This window comes from Chryseobacterium sp. ISL-6, assembly GCF_018613715.1.
GTDB classification, from domain to species: domain Bacteria; phylum Bacteroidota; class Bacteroidia; order Flavobacteriales; family Weeksellaceae; genus Chryseobacterium; species Chryseobacterium paludis.
Window position 1 is genome coordinate 971742 of sequence record NZ_JAGGPT010000001.1, and the last position, 17501, is coordinate 989242.

Below are 17501 nucleotides of genomic sequence, written 5' to 3' on the forward strand. Positions count from 1 at the left end.
AAGTAATAATTGATTATTCCGTAGTAAACGGTGAAGCGGGAAGTCCGGATTTATTTCTAAGGTTTCCATCGGGATTATCTGCCCAGTCATAGCGGACAGCAAATGGTTCTTTTACAATGTCATTCCAGACAGTGATTCTGTTACCTTCGATTTTCGCCTTCGCCCACTCATATTTTCCATCCTTACTTTTGATAGCAAAACCTTTCAATTCAGAAACAGGCTCAAAATTATCCGTTCCAGATTTAAAAGTAAGAATAATTCTATTTTCTTGTACCTTCATTGATTGATACACTGGTCCATCTGCGATGATATTTTTTCTATAAGCCACTTTAAATGCCTGTAAAGCTAATCTTTCGCCAACTGATTTTTTATTTAAAGGATGAATATCATTCCATTCTCCTAAATCAATAATTACGGCAAGTCCTGTATTTGGAACTTTCAACGAAACCCGACGCTGTTGGTCTCTCAACTCTGCCCAATTGCTTTCCACAGGCTGAGTTTTCGGGTCCATAAAATTGGCCAGCTGTACGGTAAAAAACGGCATATCCTTATGATTCCATTTGTTTCGCCAATCCAGAATCATCGTAGTCAGTAGATCTCCGTATTCTTTTGGTTCTCCGGTATTACCTTCCCCTTGATACCAAATTACTCCTTTTATATTATAATTGATTAGTGGATTAATCATTGCGTTGTACAATCCTACTGGTTTCCAACGAATAAAAGTTTGTCCGGGAGCCATTTTTTCCATCTTGGCACCAACCTTATATTTCCATTCTGTTTTTAAATCTATTTTATTTCCATCGATTTCGATATAATAAGGTTTGTCGGCGATAAACTCTCCTTTTCCGCTTCCATTCGTAATCCTTGTGGCAATGATATTTTTGCCTTCTTTCAAAATGCCTGCCGGAATATCGTACCAGCGAGGCGGATATTCGTAGGTTACATTTCCTACTTTTACGCCATTAATGTACGTCACATCGGCATCTTTTATTCTTCCTAAATTTAAAAATGCTGTTTTTCCTGCCTGACTTTTAGTTAAGTTAAATTCTTTTCTAAACCAAACTGAACCTTCGAAAGGCCCTTCTTTATCTTCCCACGAACCCGGAATTCGCATCGTCTTCCAGCTGGAATCATCCAGGCCGAAACTTTCCCAGTGCTGATTCAATCCGATATCACTCTGGCTAAGCTCTGTATACCATGCTTTACTTAATGCCTGTTCTGTAGATTCTGTAGACTTAATTAACTCATCATTTTGCCATTTTTTTGCTTCATCCAGATATTCAGGATATTTTTTCAGAGAATTTTCATCCATCCACGACTGGATTGGTGCCCCACCCAGACTCGAGTGAATAATACCAATGGCAATTTTATTTTTTTCACTCAACTGCTTTGCAAAAAAATAGGCAACTCCAGAAAAATTAAGAATCGTCTGTGGATTTGTTACTTCCCATTTGCCGCCGTCAAGCTCAGTTTGAGGTGACTTGAAATTATATTTTTGAGGAACAGTGAAAAATCTGATATTCTGGTTATTTGCATTTTTAATTTCATTCGCATAAAGAGGTATCAGCCTGCGCATTGGCAGTTCCATATTCGACTGTCCGGAAGCCAGCCAAACATCACCGATGAGAATATTTCTCAATGTTACTTCATTAATGGTCATAACATAAGGCCCCCCTGCTTTCTGCTCAGGAAGCGTGATTTTCCAGTTCCCCGTTTGGTCGGAAGTTGTGCTGTATTTCTTATTGAAGAATTTAATTTCAATTTTTTCTCCGGCATCTGCTTTTCCCCAGATATTTAGTTTTTGATTTCTCTGCAAAACCATTCCATCTGAGACCAATGCAGGAAGTGTTATTTTTGCTTCAATGAAAATGCAGAATAGGCAGAGAAGCAAGCTTAAAATTTTATTGAGTTTATTGTTCATATCGGATTGAAATATTTTGTAAGCCTTGTCAAGACTGTTAGTTTTTATCTGGCATTTGATTAAGTACTCTTACTTCAATGATCTTCGGGGTAAGTGATTTTTCACCTGATTTAAATTTTATCGTAAGAACTTCCTTACGATTTTCAGATTCAGGAATCGGAATTAATAATGATTGTGGAGAGCTGCCTAATGTTCCATCGAAATCTTTAGAAATCACTTTTACTCCATTAATTTCCACATTCAACATTCGGTTGTTATTGACATCGAAATAAAGAACATAAACATATTTTGCATTTTTATTCTTATTTCTCATCTGGTAACTGAACCAACCTTTAGCCTCGCGGAAATGGCGGTCTTCGATATAACCGGTATTGGAGTCTTTGCTGTCGATGAAATGGTCTGATTCTGGCTGCTGTTCACCCAACTGGATTTTATCTGCTGTAATGCTGTTCAGTTTTTTGAGGTCCTCTTCTTCTTCGGCTTTCTGTTTCTGAATCATTACAATTTTATCCTGATCCGCCTGCGGAAAGTAAATGATGTAACGTTCTTCCTGAATTTTATAAAACGGAACCAGTTCTAGTCCATTACCGAATTTATTCGGAGGATACAAACCTTTTAATCTGAAGGTGAGATCTTTTCCATTAACATTTTCCAAATGACTTAAAACCGAGGCTGAGCTTCCCAAAATGGTAGGAATTTCATTTAAAGGAATCTGCGGACCGTGCGCGATGTGTCCGCCTCTGCTGTCATCGGCCAAGAGTCCATCCTGATTTTCTTTTCCATATTTGGCAGCTAAAACAATCGGGCCATATTTAAACGCAAAATAGTCCAAATTATCGGGAAGTTGTTCTGCAGAAAGATGCATCGGCATTTTCATTTCTATAACATCACTTTTCTTCCATTCTCTTTTGATATTAAAGTAACCTTCAGCATCAACAGCAACATTAATATTTTTACCATTTACTGAAATGGTAATCTGAGAAGCATCCGACCATTGCGGTGCTCTTAATTTCAAATTTATATTTGATTTTGAAGCGACGTCAAAAATCAGTTTTGTAGATGCTGATTCCGGGAAGTTATTTTCCTGCCTAAGAACCACTTTCTTTTCAGACCATTTTAAAATGGAAGGGATAAAAAGGTTTACATACAGATCTTCATCTGAATAAGCATAAATCATTTCTCCATACTTGGCCTGATTCTCCATTCCTGAGCCTACGCAACACCAAAAGCTGGTTTCAGGCTGAGAATAAACCCTGTAATGACCTGGACGCATTGGTGTGAAATAAACAAAACCACCTTTTTCAGGATTTTGAGTGGAAAGAATATGGTTGTATAAAGCTCTTTCGTAATAATCTATATAAGATGATTTTGGATTCGTTGCATATAATTCTCTGGAGAGTTTCAGCATATTATAGGTATTACAGGTTTCGGGACCTTCGACACTTTTAATCATTCCACCGAAATCATTAATTGGATTAAAATGCTCACTCACACTGTTTCCTCCGATAATTACCGAACGTTTTTGCGTAACGTTCGTCCAGAAAAAATCGGCAGCATTGCTCCATTCTTTATTATTTTCTAAATCCGCAATACGTTTAAAACCAATCACTTTCGGAATCTGTGTATTAGCATGAATTCCAGTTAGTTTATCTTCATCATTCAATAAGGGGTTTAAAATTGCAAGATGTGAAAAGCGATGGGCAAGTTTGAGATATTTCGGATTTTTTGTGATGTCGTAAACATCAGCAAATACTTCATTCAAACCGCCATGTTCACTACGAAGCATCTCCTGAATCTGCGCATCGGAAAGTCCGGAAACTTCATCAACCATCCAATCTGTGAGTTTTATCAGTATCTTTTTTGCTTTCTCACTATCAGCATACCAATAAGCATCCCGCAAACCTGAATATGTTTTGTGGATATTATACAGTGGAACCCAACGGTCGTTCAGACCAAAAGTTGCAGCCCGGATGTTCCCCCCGGCAATCTCCTTCCAGATTTTTTTACCATTCGGAACTCCCGAAAGATAACCGTTTCCTGAAAAATCCTGACACCGTTCCAGTTCATCGATCATATAATCCAAACGCTGCTTGACTTCTCGATCATCTGTTGAAGCGTACATGAGAGCCAGAGCGGAAATGTAATGACCACCGATATGACCATCCAGTCCTGTATTTTCCCAATTGGGATAATTTTCTTTTTTAAATTTCAATCCTGCTTCTTTTAGGTACGGTGCCAAAAGCCTGTCTGCATTCATCGATAGGATATATTTTTTATCCGTTTGCATTGCTTTTCGAAAATCACTATCAGATAAATGAACTCTATTTAGCGGAAAATAATTGATTTTCTTCTCTGTCTGCCCAAAAGCAAATGAAGCAAATCCTAAAAAAAGTATCAAAACCCGTCTGTTCATTATTAAATGTAATTTCAACATTTATAAAAATAGCAGAAAGAATCCAGATATAAAAGAATTTTGCAGAGAACAAAAAAACAGAGGTCTTATCAAAATTCAAAAAATGTAAAAAAAACAATAGCTTATCATAAAAAATAAGAATACCCAACTAATCACCTACACAGACCGTATATTTAAAACACTGTTTCCAAAATAATTACAACAAGTTTATATTAAGGTTTTATTAACGATTTGAATACTTATCGTAATTTTAGTAAATCAAAGAAAAACTAATTAATTAAGTTGTATTTTATATTTTAACATAATTTTAACTTTTATTTTATGAACCACGATATGAATTTTAGGGAAAAAAGTAATAAATCTTGAATATTAAATCCCCAAAATAAGTTATCCTATGCATTTTCTGTGTGATATTAGAAAAAACAAAAATAAAGTGTTAAAATAACATTTAATCAACTTGATCGACAAAAAGCACGCTAAAAACATTAACTTTGTAGAAAATAATATTGATGTTAAAAGATTACTTACATTATCCACAGCATTTTGTTGCAGTTGACTGTATCATCTTTGGTTTTGATGGAGAAAATCTAAAAATTCTTCTCGTTAAAAGAAATTTCAAACCAAAAAAAGGAGAATGGTCTCTGATGGGAGGTTTTATAGGTTCTGATGAAAGTTCTGATCAAGCAGCAAACCGGGTTCTACATACTTTGACAGGTCTGGAAAACATTTATTTAGAGCAGTTAAATGCTTATACAAAAATTGATCGTGAACCAAATGCTAGAATTATATCCATTTCATATTATGCACTTATTAACATTGACAATGACATTCATATCAATGAAAAGTATAGTTCCAAATGGTTTGACCTCAAAAACTGCCCAGAACTCATTTTTGATCATAACGAAATGGTAAAAGATGCGGTTTTAAGATTAAGAAGAAGAGCCACTACTAAACCGATCGGTTTTGAATTGCTGGCAAAAAAATTTACAATGAAAGATATCCAGAATCTTTATGAAGCTATTTTTGATGAAAAATACGACAAAAGGAATTTCACGAACAAGATAAATGCTATGGATATTCTGGTCAATACCAATGAAAAAGATATGAACTCTTCTAAAAAAGGATCTTTCCTTTATAGATTCGATGAAGATAAATACAATAAAAAATTATCAGAAGGATTTATGTTTAAGATCTAAGTTTATAAACTTCCAATAAATTTCATCTTGATACCTGACTGAAAATTGCCAATAGTTTTGAAAATTTCAATCAATGTCACCCGTTCTATTCTGGTTAATTTACTAATATCCACATAATTGTCAGGGTGCCTCTTATCAATATTTATCTCATTAGCCTGATTTTTAAGTCGCAGAGCCATCAGATAATAGTAAGATTGATGAATTTCGTTATACTGCTGTTGTGTGAAAATTCCAATTTCAGTAAGTCTCTTCATTCTTTCGCCAGTATTTTCTAATTCCAGATGATTTTTCAATGCATATACACGAACCAGATCTACAATTGGAGACATTGCCGTTTTAATATCGAAAACTTCTGATTTACCAATCGTTTGAGTCTTTATTTTTTTGAAAAAAGTCAAAGGAGGCTCATATTGAAGCGCATTTTTTGCAATGTGTGCAAAAAACAGCTGGTTGGGTGAAACAAGTTTTTCCTTGATAAAAGTTTTAAGCTCCCATACAATATTTTCCTCACCATAAATAAAACGGAAATCAAAAAATGTAGAAAATTTCATTGCATTTTTTGGTATAGATTCATCTATCCATCTTGCATAATCTCTTTTCCAATGGGAAAGAGAATGGGTCCATTTTGGATTACTTGCCATAAAACCGCCTTTACAGTATACAAAACCAATGGTGTTAAGATCATCTGAAACACGTTTGGCAAATTCTAAAAAATATTCTCTTACAATTTCTCTCTGCTCATTCCCTTTGTCTTCATAGATGATTCCGTTATCCTGATCTGTGCTTAGGGTCTGCTCTTTTCGTCCTTCACTTCCCGTAACAATAAAAGCAAATTTCGCAGGTGGATTTCCAATTTCTTTTATCACTTTCTCTATTACCTTTCCTGTTATCGTATCGGCAATCGTGGTAATGACCTGGCTGGCAATTTCGCCGTGTACTCCTCTTCCCAAAAGCTGATTGATCATATCCGGAACCTGTTTCCATTTTTTGAGGAGCTCTTCGATGTTTTCTGCCTGCTTTACTGACTGGATAAACACCAAAGGACTTTGTGCTTGCTCGCTCAGCAACCTGTTTCTGCTTAAAAAACCGACATATTCTTCTTTATCTTTCACTAAAAGATACCTTGATTTGGTTTGGAACATCATCAGAATCGCTTCATATAAATAGGCATCACTGGAAATACTTACAATCGGATTATCCATTACCTCTAAAGTAGCTGTTCTTGAATCCAGACAACGGGCGATGACACGATCCCTTAAGGTAATATCGGTAGCATAACCAATAATCTCTCTGTTTTCCGAATTTTTGATAAAGATACAGCTTACCTTATTGGCGGCCATCAGTCTGGCAGCTTCAAAAACAGGTGTATTTTCCTCACACGAAACAATACTTTTATAAGCAATGCCTTCAATTTTCCGGGAATACAGCTGATCGGCTGCAAAATAACTTTCTTCGAAGGTTGCGGGTGTTTTTACAAAGTGTGAAAACTCCTCATCCAGCATTTTTATACCAAAATCTGAAGTAAAATAATGAAAAAAATCTTCGTACGCATTACACAATTCATAAAATTCTTTTCTGGGTAAAGTATAAACCACAGTTCCTTTTTTGGCAATGGCAGATTTCAGCGCACGGACTCTGTTCAGAACCACCGAAATTCCGCCGAAACAGTAAGGAGAATGGTGTTTAGTAACACATCTTTTATTTTCAGTAGCATCGAAAAAGAAAGTTTCGTATTCTCCTGATGAAATAATATCTACACCCGCCATCTCGGTCACTTCCTGACGATAAGCCAGCGTGTCTTTAGAAAACTCGGTTTTAATAAGTGTTTCGGAGATTTCAGCAAGAACCGTTTCGGGCAAAAGGAGAAAGGGCTCTGTTATTTTTAATAGTGAAATAATTTTTTCTTCTGTCATGATTATTCCATTTTATCTGTTAAAAATTTTAATTTACATTCTATTTCGTGATGGATTTTCTGAAGTTCATTTTCAGAAATCTCTCCGCGAGAACGAATTTCAAAAAAACATTTTGCCGTCATTTCAGCATCAATCACAGCATCATGAGAGTCTTCCATTTTTTCATTAAAAAGGAAATCGTAAAGCTGTGGCAAACGAAAATAATAAACTTGAGGATTTAAAATATAGTCTTTGCTTTTTAGCATCGTGCAGTAAAAATGACTTTGAGGAAAAGGATTTTCCAAACCCGCTCTGTAAAAATCACAGCTTAGCGTATGAATATCAAATTCTGTAAAATGTCCTGTAATTAACGGATGATATTGCTGAATATCTTTTAAAAGCTTCTGTAGAACAAACTTTCGTGCTTTTCCATTGTTGCTTAAAAATTCTCTGGAAATTTTGTGAACTTTGAATGACGGTAAACTGATTTCAAAATCTTCATTAATATAAAAATTCTCTCTTTTAATTTCTTTACTGTTTTCATCATACAAAATCCATGAAACCTGAACTGCTGAAGGCCAGTTGTCCGTTTCAGAATAAGGCAGATTCCAACGTTTCGGGATTCCTGTTGTTTCGGTATCGATAAAAAGGAGATATTTTTTCAAAACTTTATTTAAAATTACAAAATCATTAGTATTTTTTTAACAAAGATAGGATGCCAAGAATGGCATCCTATTTCCAAATATTTTTTAAAATTACCAAAATCTCACATAAAGTGCGGTCAGTAAAAGAACTGTTACTACAATCATAACCAATGTTCTGGAATCTACTTTAAACATGGTTGCATCTATTGCGAAAGCTTTTGGATTTACTTTCGGACCAGCCAAACTTATTATCACCATAACAGCAACCGTGATAAAGAATGACCAGCCCATATTAATCAAAAACGGAATTTCTGTAATCGTATGAACTACGCCATTTTCTAATTTTTCATAGGTAAAAGCAGTGTATAGCCAAGTTTCTTTCCCGAAAATATCTACTGCAAAACTGTTGAAGAAAATAGCCAGTAAGAATCCCAGAATAACTCCGACTAAAGCTGCTATTCCTGTCGTTCTTTTCCAGAACATTCCCAAAAGGAACATTGCAAAAACTCCGGGACTGATAAATCCGGTATATTTCTGGATGAATGTAAAACCACCTTCTCCTCCGATTCCCAAAACATCAGTCCACGTAAAGGCTAAAGCAACAGCCATTGCAATAATTATTGCCCAACGCCCCGTTCTTACCATCTGGATTTCAGTAGCATCTGCTTTCAGGTATTTTTTATAAATATCTAAAGTGAAAATCGTCGAAATACTGTTTACTTTTCCTGCCAAAGATGCTACGATTGCTGCGGTAAGTGCTGCAACTGCAAGTCCTTTCAATCCCGAAGGTAAAAATCCTAAAATCGCCGAATACGCTCCGTCTTTTACCCCGTTGAAACCAGGTAAATGTCCTTTTGTGTATAAAACATACGCTGCAATTCCTGGAAGCATTACGATAATCGGCATAAATAACTTCAAGAATCCTGCGAACAGAATTCCGGTCCTTGCTGTTTTTAAATCAGCTCCCAAAGCGCGTTGTGTGATGTACTGGTTGCATCCCCAATAATTCAGGTTTACGATCCACTGCCCTGCAAAATACATTGCCAAGCCCGGTAGAACCACATATTTCTGCACATTCAGATTTTCCGGCATTGCCAAGGTGGTCGTTGTAGTCGTTGGTTTGTCAAGCATTAACTTAAAGTGTTGCGGTGCTTCATTCATCAAAGTTTGAAATCCTGCAAAAGCATTTCCTACATCAGCTCCGTTAATTCTCTGGTCAACAATCTGAAGAGCCATGTAAACCGTTGCAAAACCTCCGATGATAAGAACTGCCACCTGAATTACATCAGTATAACCTATTACCTTCATTCCACCTAAACCGATAAGTAAGGCCATCAACAGCAACCCGATCATAATAATATGCAAATGCCCTCCTCCAAGTAAGGTATCTATAGCCAGGGCTCCTAAATATAAAATCGAGGTAAGGTTTACAATTACATATAAAAACAGCCAGAATACAGCCATTATCAACGAAACCGACTTGTTATAACGGGTCTCCAGAAATTGAGGCATTGTATAAATCTTATTTTTAAGATAAATAGGAATGAACCAGACGGCGATGATTATCAATGCAATTGCTGCAATCCATTCATAAGCTGCAACAGCAATCCCCACAAAAAAACCTTCACCACTCATCCCGATAAACTGTTCAGCCGAAATATTGGATGCAATCAAACTGGCACCAATGGCCCACCAGGTGAGTGAGCCTTCTGCCAAAAAATAATCCTTACTACCTGTGGCAGCGGACTTCTTCTTATTATAAATCCAAATTCCGTAACCGGCTACCACCACAAAATAAACAAGAAATATGATGATATCAATCGTTGCTAAGTTTCCCATAATCTATTTTTTAACTGAGAATTTATAAATCGTTTTAGTCTGATATTTTTGTCCCGGCTTAAGCTCTGTTGAAGGGAAAGAAGATTGATTTGGAGAATCCGGAAAATGTTGGGTTTCTAAACAAAAGCCTGTTCGGAATTCGTTTTTCCCTCCTGTTTTAGTATCAAACTTTCCATCAAGAAAATTTCCGGAATAAAACTGAACACCCGGTTCGTCTGTAAGAACTTCCATTATTCTTCCTGATCCAGGATGGTACACTTTGGCAATGCTTCTCATTCCGTTACCGTTCAAAATCCAGTTGTGGTCATAACCTTTTCCTTTTTTTAGCTGGTCATCATCTGAATTGATATCTTTTCCGATTGGTTTTGAAACGGTGAAATCAAAAGGACTTCCTTTTACTTCTTTCTGTTCACCCGTTGGTATCAATGTTTCATTTACAGGTAAAAATTTATCCGCATTAATTTGTAGTTCGTGGTCGGTAACCGCTTTTGTGAAATTCCCTGAAAGATTGAAATATGAATGTTGTGTAAGATTAATAACTGTTGATTTATCTGTCGTTGCTTCATAGGAAATTTCCAAAGAATTGTCATCTGTCAAAGTATATAAGACCGTTGTAAAAAGTTTTCCAGGGTAACCTTCTTCGCCATCTGCACTGGTGTAAGTTAACTTAAGAGTCGGAAAATTCGCATCTTTTACAGGTTCAATATTCCAGAATTTGGTATAGAAACCTTCTTTTCCACCGTGAAGACTGTTTGGTTTATCATTTTTATCAATCTCGTAAGTTTTGCCTTCCAAAGTGAATTTTGCATTGGCTATTCTATTCCCATAACGACCAATTAAAGCTCCGAAATAATAAGGATTTCCATTGAAATACCCTTCAGGTTTTGTGAATCCTAAAACGACGTCTTCATATTTCCCGTTTCTGTCGGGGGCCGTGAGTGAAGTAATAATTCCTCCAAAATTGATGACTTCCACCTTCATCCCGTTTTTATTAGTTAGGGTATATTTTTTAATGGAATCGCCTTTTGCCGTCACTCCGTAGTTTGAAACCTTTATATTATCCATGTGTTGGGATTGTGTCTTTTGATCGTTTTCTTTTTTATTGCAGCCGAAAATACATAAAACTGCAATAATAATAATCAGATTGATAGTTGTTTTTCTCATTGTCTTAGGAATTTGCAATTTTAGCGATAATAAATTTCATTCCAACGAAGATTGTTCTTAAAATCACGAATCTTTGTGTCTTCATCAATTACCAGGGATTCAATTCCTGCAATTTCAGCAAAATCTTCCAACTGTTCTGCACTGATGTTTTCACTATAGCACGTATGATGTGCTCCTCCGGCCAGAATCCATGCTTCTGCTGCCGTGTACAAATCAGGTAGTGGCTTCCAAAGGACTCTCGCCACAGGAAGTTGTGGTAATTCTTCGGTAATTTCCAACGATTTTGTTTTGTTGATTAACAGTCTGAAATGATTTCCGAAATCCATTAAGGCAGCATTCAAAGAATCAATATTTCCTCTTGAGCTAAAAACCAGACGAACCGGATCTGCCTTACCTCCAATTCCCAACGGATGAATTTCACAAGATGGCTTGCCAACCGCCAAAACAGGATCGACTTCCAGCATATGAGAACCTAAAACCGAAGGATTTACAGGATTAAGATGATAAGTATAATCTTCCATAAAGGCATTTCCGCCTTCCAAACCCTGTCCCATTGTTTTCATTGCACGGACTAATGCTGCTGTTTTCCAGTCACCTTCTCCCGCAAAACCGTAACCTTTTTCCATTAACCTTTGAACAGCAATCCCGGGAAGCTGCTCCAGACCGTGGAGATCTTCAAAAGTGTCTGAAAAACCTTTAAAATCTCCTTCTTTGAGGAATTTTTCTAAGCCCAGTTCTATTCTTGCCGCAGCTTCAAGTGATTTTCTATTGCTTCCTCCCGAAAGTAAAGAATCTGCCATTTTGTAGGAAGCTTCATATTCTTCCATTAAAGTTTTTACCTCACCTTCACCAATAGAATTGACAATGCTCACTAAATCTCCGATTCCCCAAGTGTTAACTGAAAATCCGAATTTTGTTTCTGCTTCCACTTTATCACCTTCTGTAACGGCAACATATCTCATGTTGTCTCCAAAACGGGCAAATTTCGCTCCCTGCCAATCTTCCCAGCCTGCTGCAACACGACTCCAGTCTCCGATTTGTTTCTGTACTCTTTCCTCAGCCCAGTGTCCGACAACTATTTTTCTGTTTTTCCGAAGACGGCTTACCATAAAACCAAATTCACGATCCCCGTGAGCAGCCTGATTCAGATTCATAAAATCCATATCCATTGTAGACCAAGGGATATCTTGATTGAACTGTGTATGCAAATGCAACATTGGTTTTCGCAAAGCCGTCAGTCCGCGAATCCACATTTTTGCAGGTGAAAACGTGTGCATCCAGGTTACAATTCCTATGCAGCTTTCTGCATAATTAGCTGTTGTTAATGTTTCAAAAATTTCTTCTGTTGATTTTACGGTTGGCTTAATAATAACTTTTACAGGAATTAATGAAGACTGATTAAAAGCTTCAACAATTTTCCGCGAGTGTTCCGCAACCTGAGCCAACGTTTCAGGCCCATATAAATGCTGGCTTCCGGTGATGAACCAGATTTCTTTGGTATTGAGAGGTGTTAACATATATTAATTGATAGTTTATAGTTTTCTGTATTTATAGTTTGTCATTCCGAAGAATAAGGAATCTCTATTTGTTATATTTAAATGAGATTCTTCACTACAGTGAGTTTCATTCAAAATGATATTTTTAATTTTAATTTTTAATTATTGTCCGTAATAGGAATTTTTGCCGTGTTTGCGTTCGTAATGTTTTTTGATAAGTGAGTCTTTCAGGCGTGGTGCACCGGGGTTGATCTGTCTTGTGCGATAGGCCATTTCTGCAATAGTTTCCAGAACTTTACTGTTGTAAACGGCTTTATCAGCATTTTTACCCCAAGTGAATGGTCCGTGGTTTCCGATAAGAACCATTTCAACTTCTTCGTAAGACAGTTTTTTTTCTTTGAAGCAATCAAGAATCTGGATTCCTGTATTGTATTCGTAATTTCCTTCGATTAAATCGTCACGCATTGGTGGCGCACAGGGAATATCCGTTGTTAAATGGTCTGCGTGTGTGGTTCCGAAAATCGGAATATCCAGTTGTGCCTGTGCCCAGGCTACCGAATAAATGGCATGCGTGTGTGAAATCCCGCCAATATTTCCCCAATTTTTGTAAAGGTAAGCATGGGTTTTGGTATCGGATGACGGCCTTAATTTTCCTTCTACGACATTGACATCGTAATCTAAAATCACCATATCTTCAGGCTTTAGAATCTCATAAGGAACACCGCTTGGTTTAATAGCAAAAATTCCTTTTTCACGGTCAACCGCGCTTACATTTCCGAATGTATAAACAACAAGCTTCAAGGCATCCAATTGCATATTGGCTTCGTAACATTCTCTTTGAAGTTCTTTATAGATGCTCATTTTATTTTTATTAAATAATTAAATATTTCAAAAATTACAGATGATTTAAGCCATTCTTATTGATTTACTTTAACAATGAATGCACACAGACAGGCTTGAGCAGAAATCTTTTTTATGCTGGCAAAAAGATTGGGTGTGGAAGACGGATATGGCTGTTTAAAAAAAATCTGAATTGTTTTTAGTTGGTCAATGATCTGGATTTCTTATTCTTAAGTTTTATACTGTTTTCAGTAAAGTCGGCGAGAACCTGATACTGATTCATTAATTCTGCATAATTTTCCACCTGATCTGCCTGAGGAAAATATTCTACTTCGAAATCCGAACCCATTTTCCGGCTTGCTTCCTTAACATTTGGGTAAATCCCTGCTGAAACCGCTGCATAAATCGCTGCTCCCAAAGCTGGAGCCTGGTCAGATGCAGCTATGACGATGGGCATATTAAGAACGTTTGCCAATGTCTGCATTATAAACGGGGATTTTCTGGCAACACCACCAATTCCGATTACTTTTTCGATTCTTACCCCTTCTTCTTCAAAACGATCTACTATTTTTTTCGAACCAAAACAAATGGAATTAACCAATGCTTTGAAAATATGTGGTGCTTTTGTACCGAGTGAAAGATTATTGATAGCAGCTTTGAGTTCCTGATTGGCATCCGGCGTTCTTCGTCCGTTAATCCAGTCCAGCGCAATAGGGAAGGCTTCGGAAAGAGGAATTTTTTCAGCTTCCAAGGTAAGGTTACGAATGAGATTATTTTCTATTTCTTCTTTTAAAAGTTCTTTCTGATTGTTATCGATCACATTGGAATTCATCAGAATGTTGTGAACAGGCCAAGTCAGAATGTCTTTGTACCATGCCAATACATCACCAAATGCAGATTGACCGGCTTCAAGACCAATCAAGCCCGGAATAACGGAACCGTTGACCTGTCCACAGATTCCTTTAACGGTTTTCTCCTGAATAATTTCTTTGGATGCTACCATAATATCACATGTAGAGGTTCCCATAATACGGATCAGTGTGTTTTCTTCTACTTTTGCACCAACTGCTCCCGAATGGGCATCGAAAGTTCCCACTGTAATGACCGTATTGGTAGTCAAGCCTAATTTTTCCGCCCATTCCTGATCTAGATTTCCTGCAACTTCGTCTGAAGTATATGTTTTTTCATATAACCTGTCACGAAGTTCAGCCAGAGACGGATCTAACTGATTGAGAAACTCTTTTGACGGCAGTCCACTCCACGATTCGTGCCACATTGCTTTGTGACCCGCTGCGCAGCGACTTCTTTTGAATGTTGCCAAATCCTGATGATCGGAAAGCAGAAAAGTAATATAATCGCAGTGTTCCATCCAGCTGTAAGCAGAATTTCTCACTTTCTCATCCTGTCTGTTGATGTGAAAAATTTTCGCCCAAAACCATTCGGAGGAATAGATTCCACCCTCAAATTTGGTATAATCTTCACCGCCCCAGTTTCTTGCCAAATGGTTTATTTCTTCAGCCTCATCAATAGAAGTATGGTCTTTCCATAAAACCATCATTGCATTGGGATTTTCTTCAAATCCAGGTGTTAAAGACAATGCTATTCCGTCTTTGTTTACAGGAAGCGGTGATGAACCTGTGGTATCGATACAAATGCTGACAATTGATTCTGGTGCTACTCCACTTTCTTTTACCACATCAGAAATGGTTTGTTGTAAACCCTCAATATGATCCAAAGGATGTTGACGAAACTGGTTCTCTTCCGGTTTACAGAATTTTCCCTGCTTCCATCGTTGGTAGTAGCTGACAGAGGCAGACAGTTCTGCCCCGTTTTCTGTATCAATCAGCACTGCACGTACCGAATCCGTACCATAATCCAGTCCGATAACATATTTCTTCATTTTATAATGAATTAAGTTTTAATAAATATTTACATTTTCCTTAATCGGAGAATAAAACAAATATAAGATTCTATTTTAAATAAATGTATAAAATACACTTAATTTTATTTTTTCCTTTATTGAATGTATTTTAGACTTATTTTGTCTTTAAAATAAGCAAAGAACTGGCAGGAATATCCACTGAAAATTTCCCATTTTTAATGACAATATTCTCCTCAACTGGTTGTATATTTTCCATTTTAAAATTATTTTCAGCAGAAAGTGCTGGAGCTGTTAGGATCGTTTTTACTAATTTTTGCCCTAATTTTATATTTTTAGGATTGATTTCTATTGACCTGTTCTTATGGTCTGTGTTTACAATTTTTATGATCACCTGATTATTTTTGCTGTCTTTTACGGCCGTTGCATAGAGCTTGTCCTGGCCGCTAACCGAATTTTTATTATAAGAAATTGTTAGCAAATCAGTTCCCTTATTATTTGAAAACAATTTTTGAACATAATAATTGGGTGTTGCATATGACTGAAGATTATTAAACCATATCAGATCCGGAGTCCATTGCCAGCCATCGGCATGAGCAAATAACGGCGCATAAGAAGTCATCGTTACGACATCTGCATTTCTTTCCAGACCAGTCATAAAAGCTGCTTCCGAGAGTGCCGATTCCCAGTTGTTTCTATTGTCCGGACTTACTGTTTTCACCGACTGAACGGCATATTCACCAGCAAAAACTTTAGGCCCGTTTCTATCGTATTTATCATATCTCGCTGCATTTTCCTGAAACCATTTTGCAGAATTGTAATAATGCTCATCTACAATCTGGGCATTGAGTTTCTTAAGCTCTTTCCAACCATAATCGAAAAATTCTCCGTCTGGCGATGGTCCACTTCCTGAAATAATTTTCATGTCAGGATATTTCGCGTGAATGGCTTTTTCAAAAATCTGGTAACGTTCAATGTAATCTTCCCCCCACTGTTCGTTTCCAACACCGATATATTTCATATTAAAAGCTTTGGGATGTCCCATTTCTGAACGAATTTTACCCCACTTAGTAATGACATCTCCATTAGCAAATTCAATCAAATCCAAAGCATCCTGAACGAAGGGATTTAACTCTTCCAAATGAACCAGTTCCCCTGTATTGAACTGACATGCCATTCCACAGCTGAGAATCGGCAAAGGCTCGGCTCCCAAATCTTCCGAAAGCTGAAAATATTCATAAAAACCTAATCCAAATGACTGGTAATAATCGGGTGTAAGACGGTGTGCAAACCCCGAGCTCCATTTATTGATGAGATATTCTCTGTCGGCTATATTTCCCAATGTTTTTTTCCATTGATATCTTTCGGCAAGTGTTCTGCCTTCCACAATACAACCCCCTGGAAAACGTAAAAACCCGGGCTGTAAATCGTATAATTTCTGAACCAAATCTTTTCTTAAGCCACCTTTTCGTCCTTTCCAGGTATCTTGCGGGAAAAGAGAAATCATATCCACATTCACAACACCGTTTCCTGTAAAAGTGATTTGCAGTTTTGCTTTTTCAACTGTCCCAGGAGCAGAAAAAACAGCCGAATATTTTTGCCAACCTTCTCCTTTGATAATTATTGGAACATTGGAAATCACTTCTCCATTTTCCTCAATCAGGCTTGCATTAACCGCAGAAATATTTCCAGATACATTTTCCAGATCAAAGCTGAAATCATATTTAGCATCTTTAAGAAGTCCTATTCCCCGAAAACCTTCATTTTCCAATAGGTACTTTTTATCATTGTAAACGGTAATTCTTGCATAGTTTTTATTGGTTTTGGAATGCTCAGAATAAATCGTCAAAAAACCAGAATCCAGATTATGAGAAAGGGTTTGTGTATTTTGCTGTTTCCAGCCCATTAATGGCTCATCAAACTCAAAGCTTCGGTTCTTGATAAGCTCAGCATACATTCCGCCATCGGCTGCAAAATTGATATCCTCAAAGAAAATCCCATACATTGTCGGCTGAATTTTGATGTTGGTAGGACTACCATCCAGGTCTAAAGTAAATTTTGTTGCCTGTGCCGATGAACATGCAACGAAACCTGAGAGAAGAAGTGTGAAAATTTTATTTCTCATTCTTATAATTTTGAAATTGATTCGATTTTATTTTTTTTTGAATGCCCATTTTTAGAAATAATGCTTTTTAGCACAAATCATTCTCAAATGAC

General features: G+C 36.9%; 11 protein-coding genes. 1 reads left to right on the forward strand and 10 read right to left on the reverse strand.

Features of this window, described 5'->3' with window-relative positions; translation table 11 throughout:
• Positions 1-13 precede the first annotated feature (13 nt).
• Entirely contained in the window at positions 14-1921 is a 1908-nt protein-coding gene (locus J7E44_RS04365) for a sialate O-acetylesterase (RefSeq protein WP_214825953.1), read from the reverse strand.
• Positions 1922-1958: 37 nt separating this feature from the next.
• Positions 1959-4334 (reverse strand): glycoside hydrolase family 127 protein, encoded by a 2376-nt coding sequence (locus J7E44_RS04370; RefSeq protein WP_214825955.1) that lies wholly within the window; start codon positions 4332-4334, stop codon positions 1959-1961.
• Between the two features lie 509 nt (positions 4335-4843).
• On the opposite strand from J7E44_RS04370, the gene J7E44_RS04375 reads away from it, so the two are divergent.
• Positions 4844-5530 carry an NUDIX hydrolase gene (locus J7E44_RS04375; protein WP_214825957.1) on the forward strand — a complete coding sequence of 229 codons (687 nt, stop codon included), beginning with the start codon at positions 4844-4846 and terminating at the stop codon, positions 5528-5530.
• A gap of 2 nt (positions 5531-5532) precedes the next feature.
• Here the strand turns inward: J7E44_RS04375 and J7E44_RS04380 are convergent, their stop codons facing one another.
• The 8 genes from J7E44_RS04380 to J7E44_RS04415 form a co-directional block, all read right to left on the reverse strand.
• Entirely contained in the window at positions 5533-7443 is a 1911-nt protein-coding gene (locus J7E44_RS04380; RefSeq protein ID WP_214825959.1) for a DUF294 nucleotidyltransferase-like domain-containing protein, read from the reverse strand.
• Positions 7444-7445: 2 nt separating this feature from the next.
• Positions 7446-8087, reverse strand: coding sequence for a 3'-5' exonuclease (locus J7E44_RS04385; protein ID WP_214825961.1), 642 nt, complete (start codon positions 8085-8087; stop codon positions 7446-7448).
• Positions 8088-8177: 90 nt separating this feature from the next.
• On the reverse strand, positions 8178-9905 hold the full coding sequence (locus tag J7E44_RS04390; protein WP_214825963.1) for a sodium:solute symporter family transporter: 1728 nt from the start codon (positions 9903-9905) through the stop codon (positions 8178-8180).
• A gap of 3 nt (positions 9906-9908) precedes the next feature.
• Positions 9909-11069, reverse strand: coding sequence for an aldose epimerase family protein (locus tag J7E44_RS04395; RefSeq protein WP_214825964.1), 1161 nt, complete (start codon positions 11067-11069; stop codon positions 9909-9911).
• 20 nt (positions 11070-11089) lie between these two features.
• A complete protein-coding gene (gene araA / locus J7E44_RS04400) occupies positions 11090-12586 on the reverse strand; it encodes an L-arabinose isomerase (protein ID WP_214825965.1) in 1497 nt (498 codons plus the stop codon).
• 141 nt (positions 12587-12727) lie between these two features.
• Positions 12728-13426: an L-ribulose-5-phosphate 4-epimerase gene (locus tag J7E44_RS04405; protein ID WP_214825966.1), complete on the reverse strand. Its 699-nt coding sequence runs from the start codon at positions 13424-13426 to the stop codon at positions 12728-12730.
• A 178-nt stretch (positions 13427-13604) separates the two neighbouring features.
• The gene (locus J7E44_RS04410) at positions 13605-15305 is read right to left on the reverse strand and encodes a ribulokinase (RefSeq protein WP_214825967.1); all 1701 of its coding nucleotides are present in this window, start codon (positions 15303-15305) and stop codon (positions 13605-13607) included.
• Between the two features lie 136 nt (positions 15306-15441).
• Positions 15442-17409, reverse strand: coding sequence for an alpha-L-arabinofuranosidase family protein (locus J7E44_RS04415; protein WP_214825968.1), 1968 nt, complete (start codon positions 17407-17409; stop codon positions 15442-15444).
• Positions 17410-17501 lie beyond the last annotated feature (92 nt).

Excerpts from the sequence above, each read along its gene's own strand:
- J7E44_RS04405 (WP_214825966.1), bottom strand. The coding sequence starts at position 13,426 with ATGAGCATCTATAAAGAACTTCAAAGAGAATGTTACGAAGCCAATATG.
- J7E44_RS04370 (WP_214825955.1), bottom strand. The coding sequence starts at position 4,334 with ATGAACAGACGGGTTTTGATACTTTTTTTAGGATTTGCTTCATTTGCT.
- araA (WP_214825965.1), bottom strand. The coding sequence starts at position 12,586 with ATGTTAACACCTCTCAATACCAAAGAAATCTGGTTCATCACCGGAAGC.
- J7E44_RS04380 (WP_214825959.1), bottom strand. The coding sequence starts at position 7,443 with ATGACAGAAGAAAAAATTATTTCACTATTAAAAATAACAGAGCCCTTT.
- J7E44_RS04375 (WP_214825957.1), top strand. The coding sequence starts at position 4,844 with ATGTTAAAAGATTACTTACATTATCCACAGCATTTTGTTGCAGTTGAC.
- J7E44_RS04395 (WP_214825964.1), bottom strand. The coding sequence starts at position 11,069 with ATGAGAAAAACAACTATCAATCTGATTATTATTATTGCAGTTTTATGT.
- J7E44_RS04365 (WP_214825953.1), bottom strand. The coding sequence starts at position 1,921 with ATGAACAATAAACTCAATAAAATTTTAAGCTTGCTTCTCTGCCTATTC.
- J7E44_RS04390 (WP_214825963.1), bottom strand. The coding sequence starts at position 9,905 with ATGGGAAACTTAGCAACGATTGATATCATCATATTTCTTGTTTATTTT.
- J7E44_RS04410 (WP_214825967.1), bottom strand. The coding sequence starts at position 15,305 with ATGAAGAAATATGTTATCGGACTGGATTATGGTACGGATTCGGTACGT.
- J7E44_RS04415 (WP_214825968.1), bottom strand. The coding sequence starts at position 17,409 with ATGAGAAATAAAATTTTCACACTTCTTCTCTCAGGTTTCGTTGCATGT.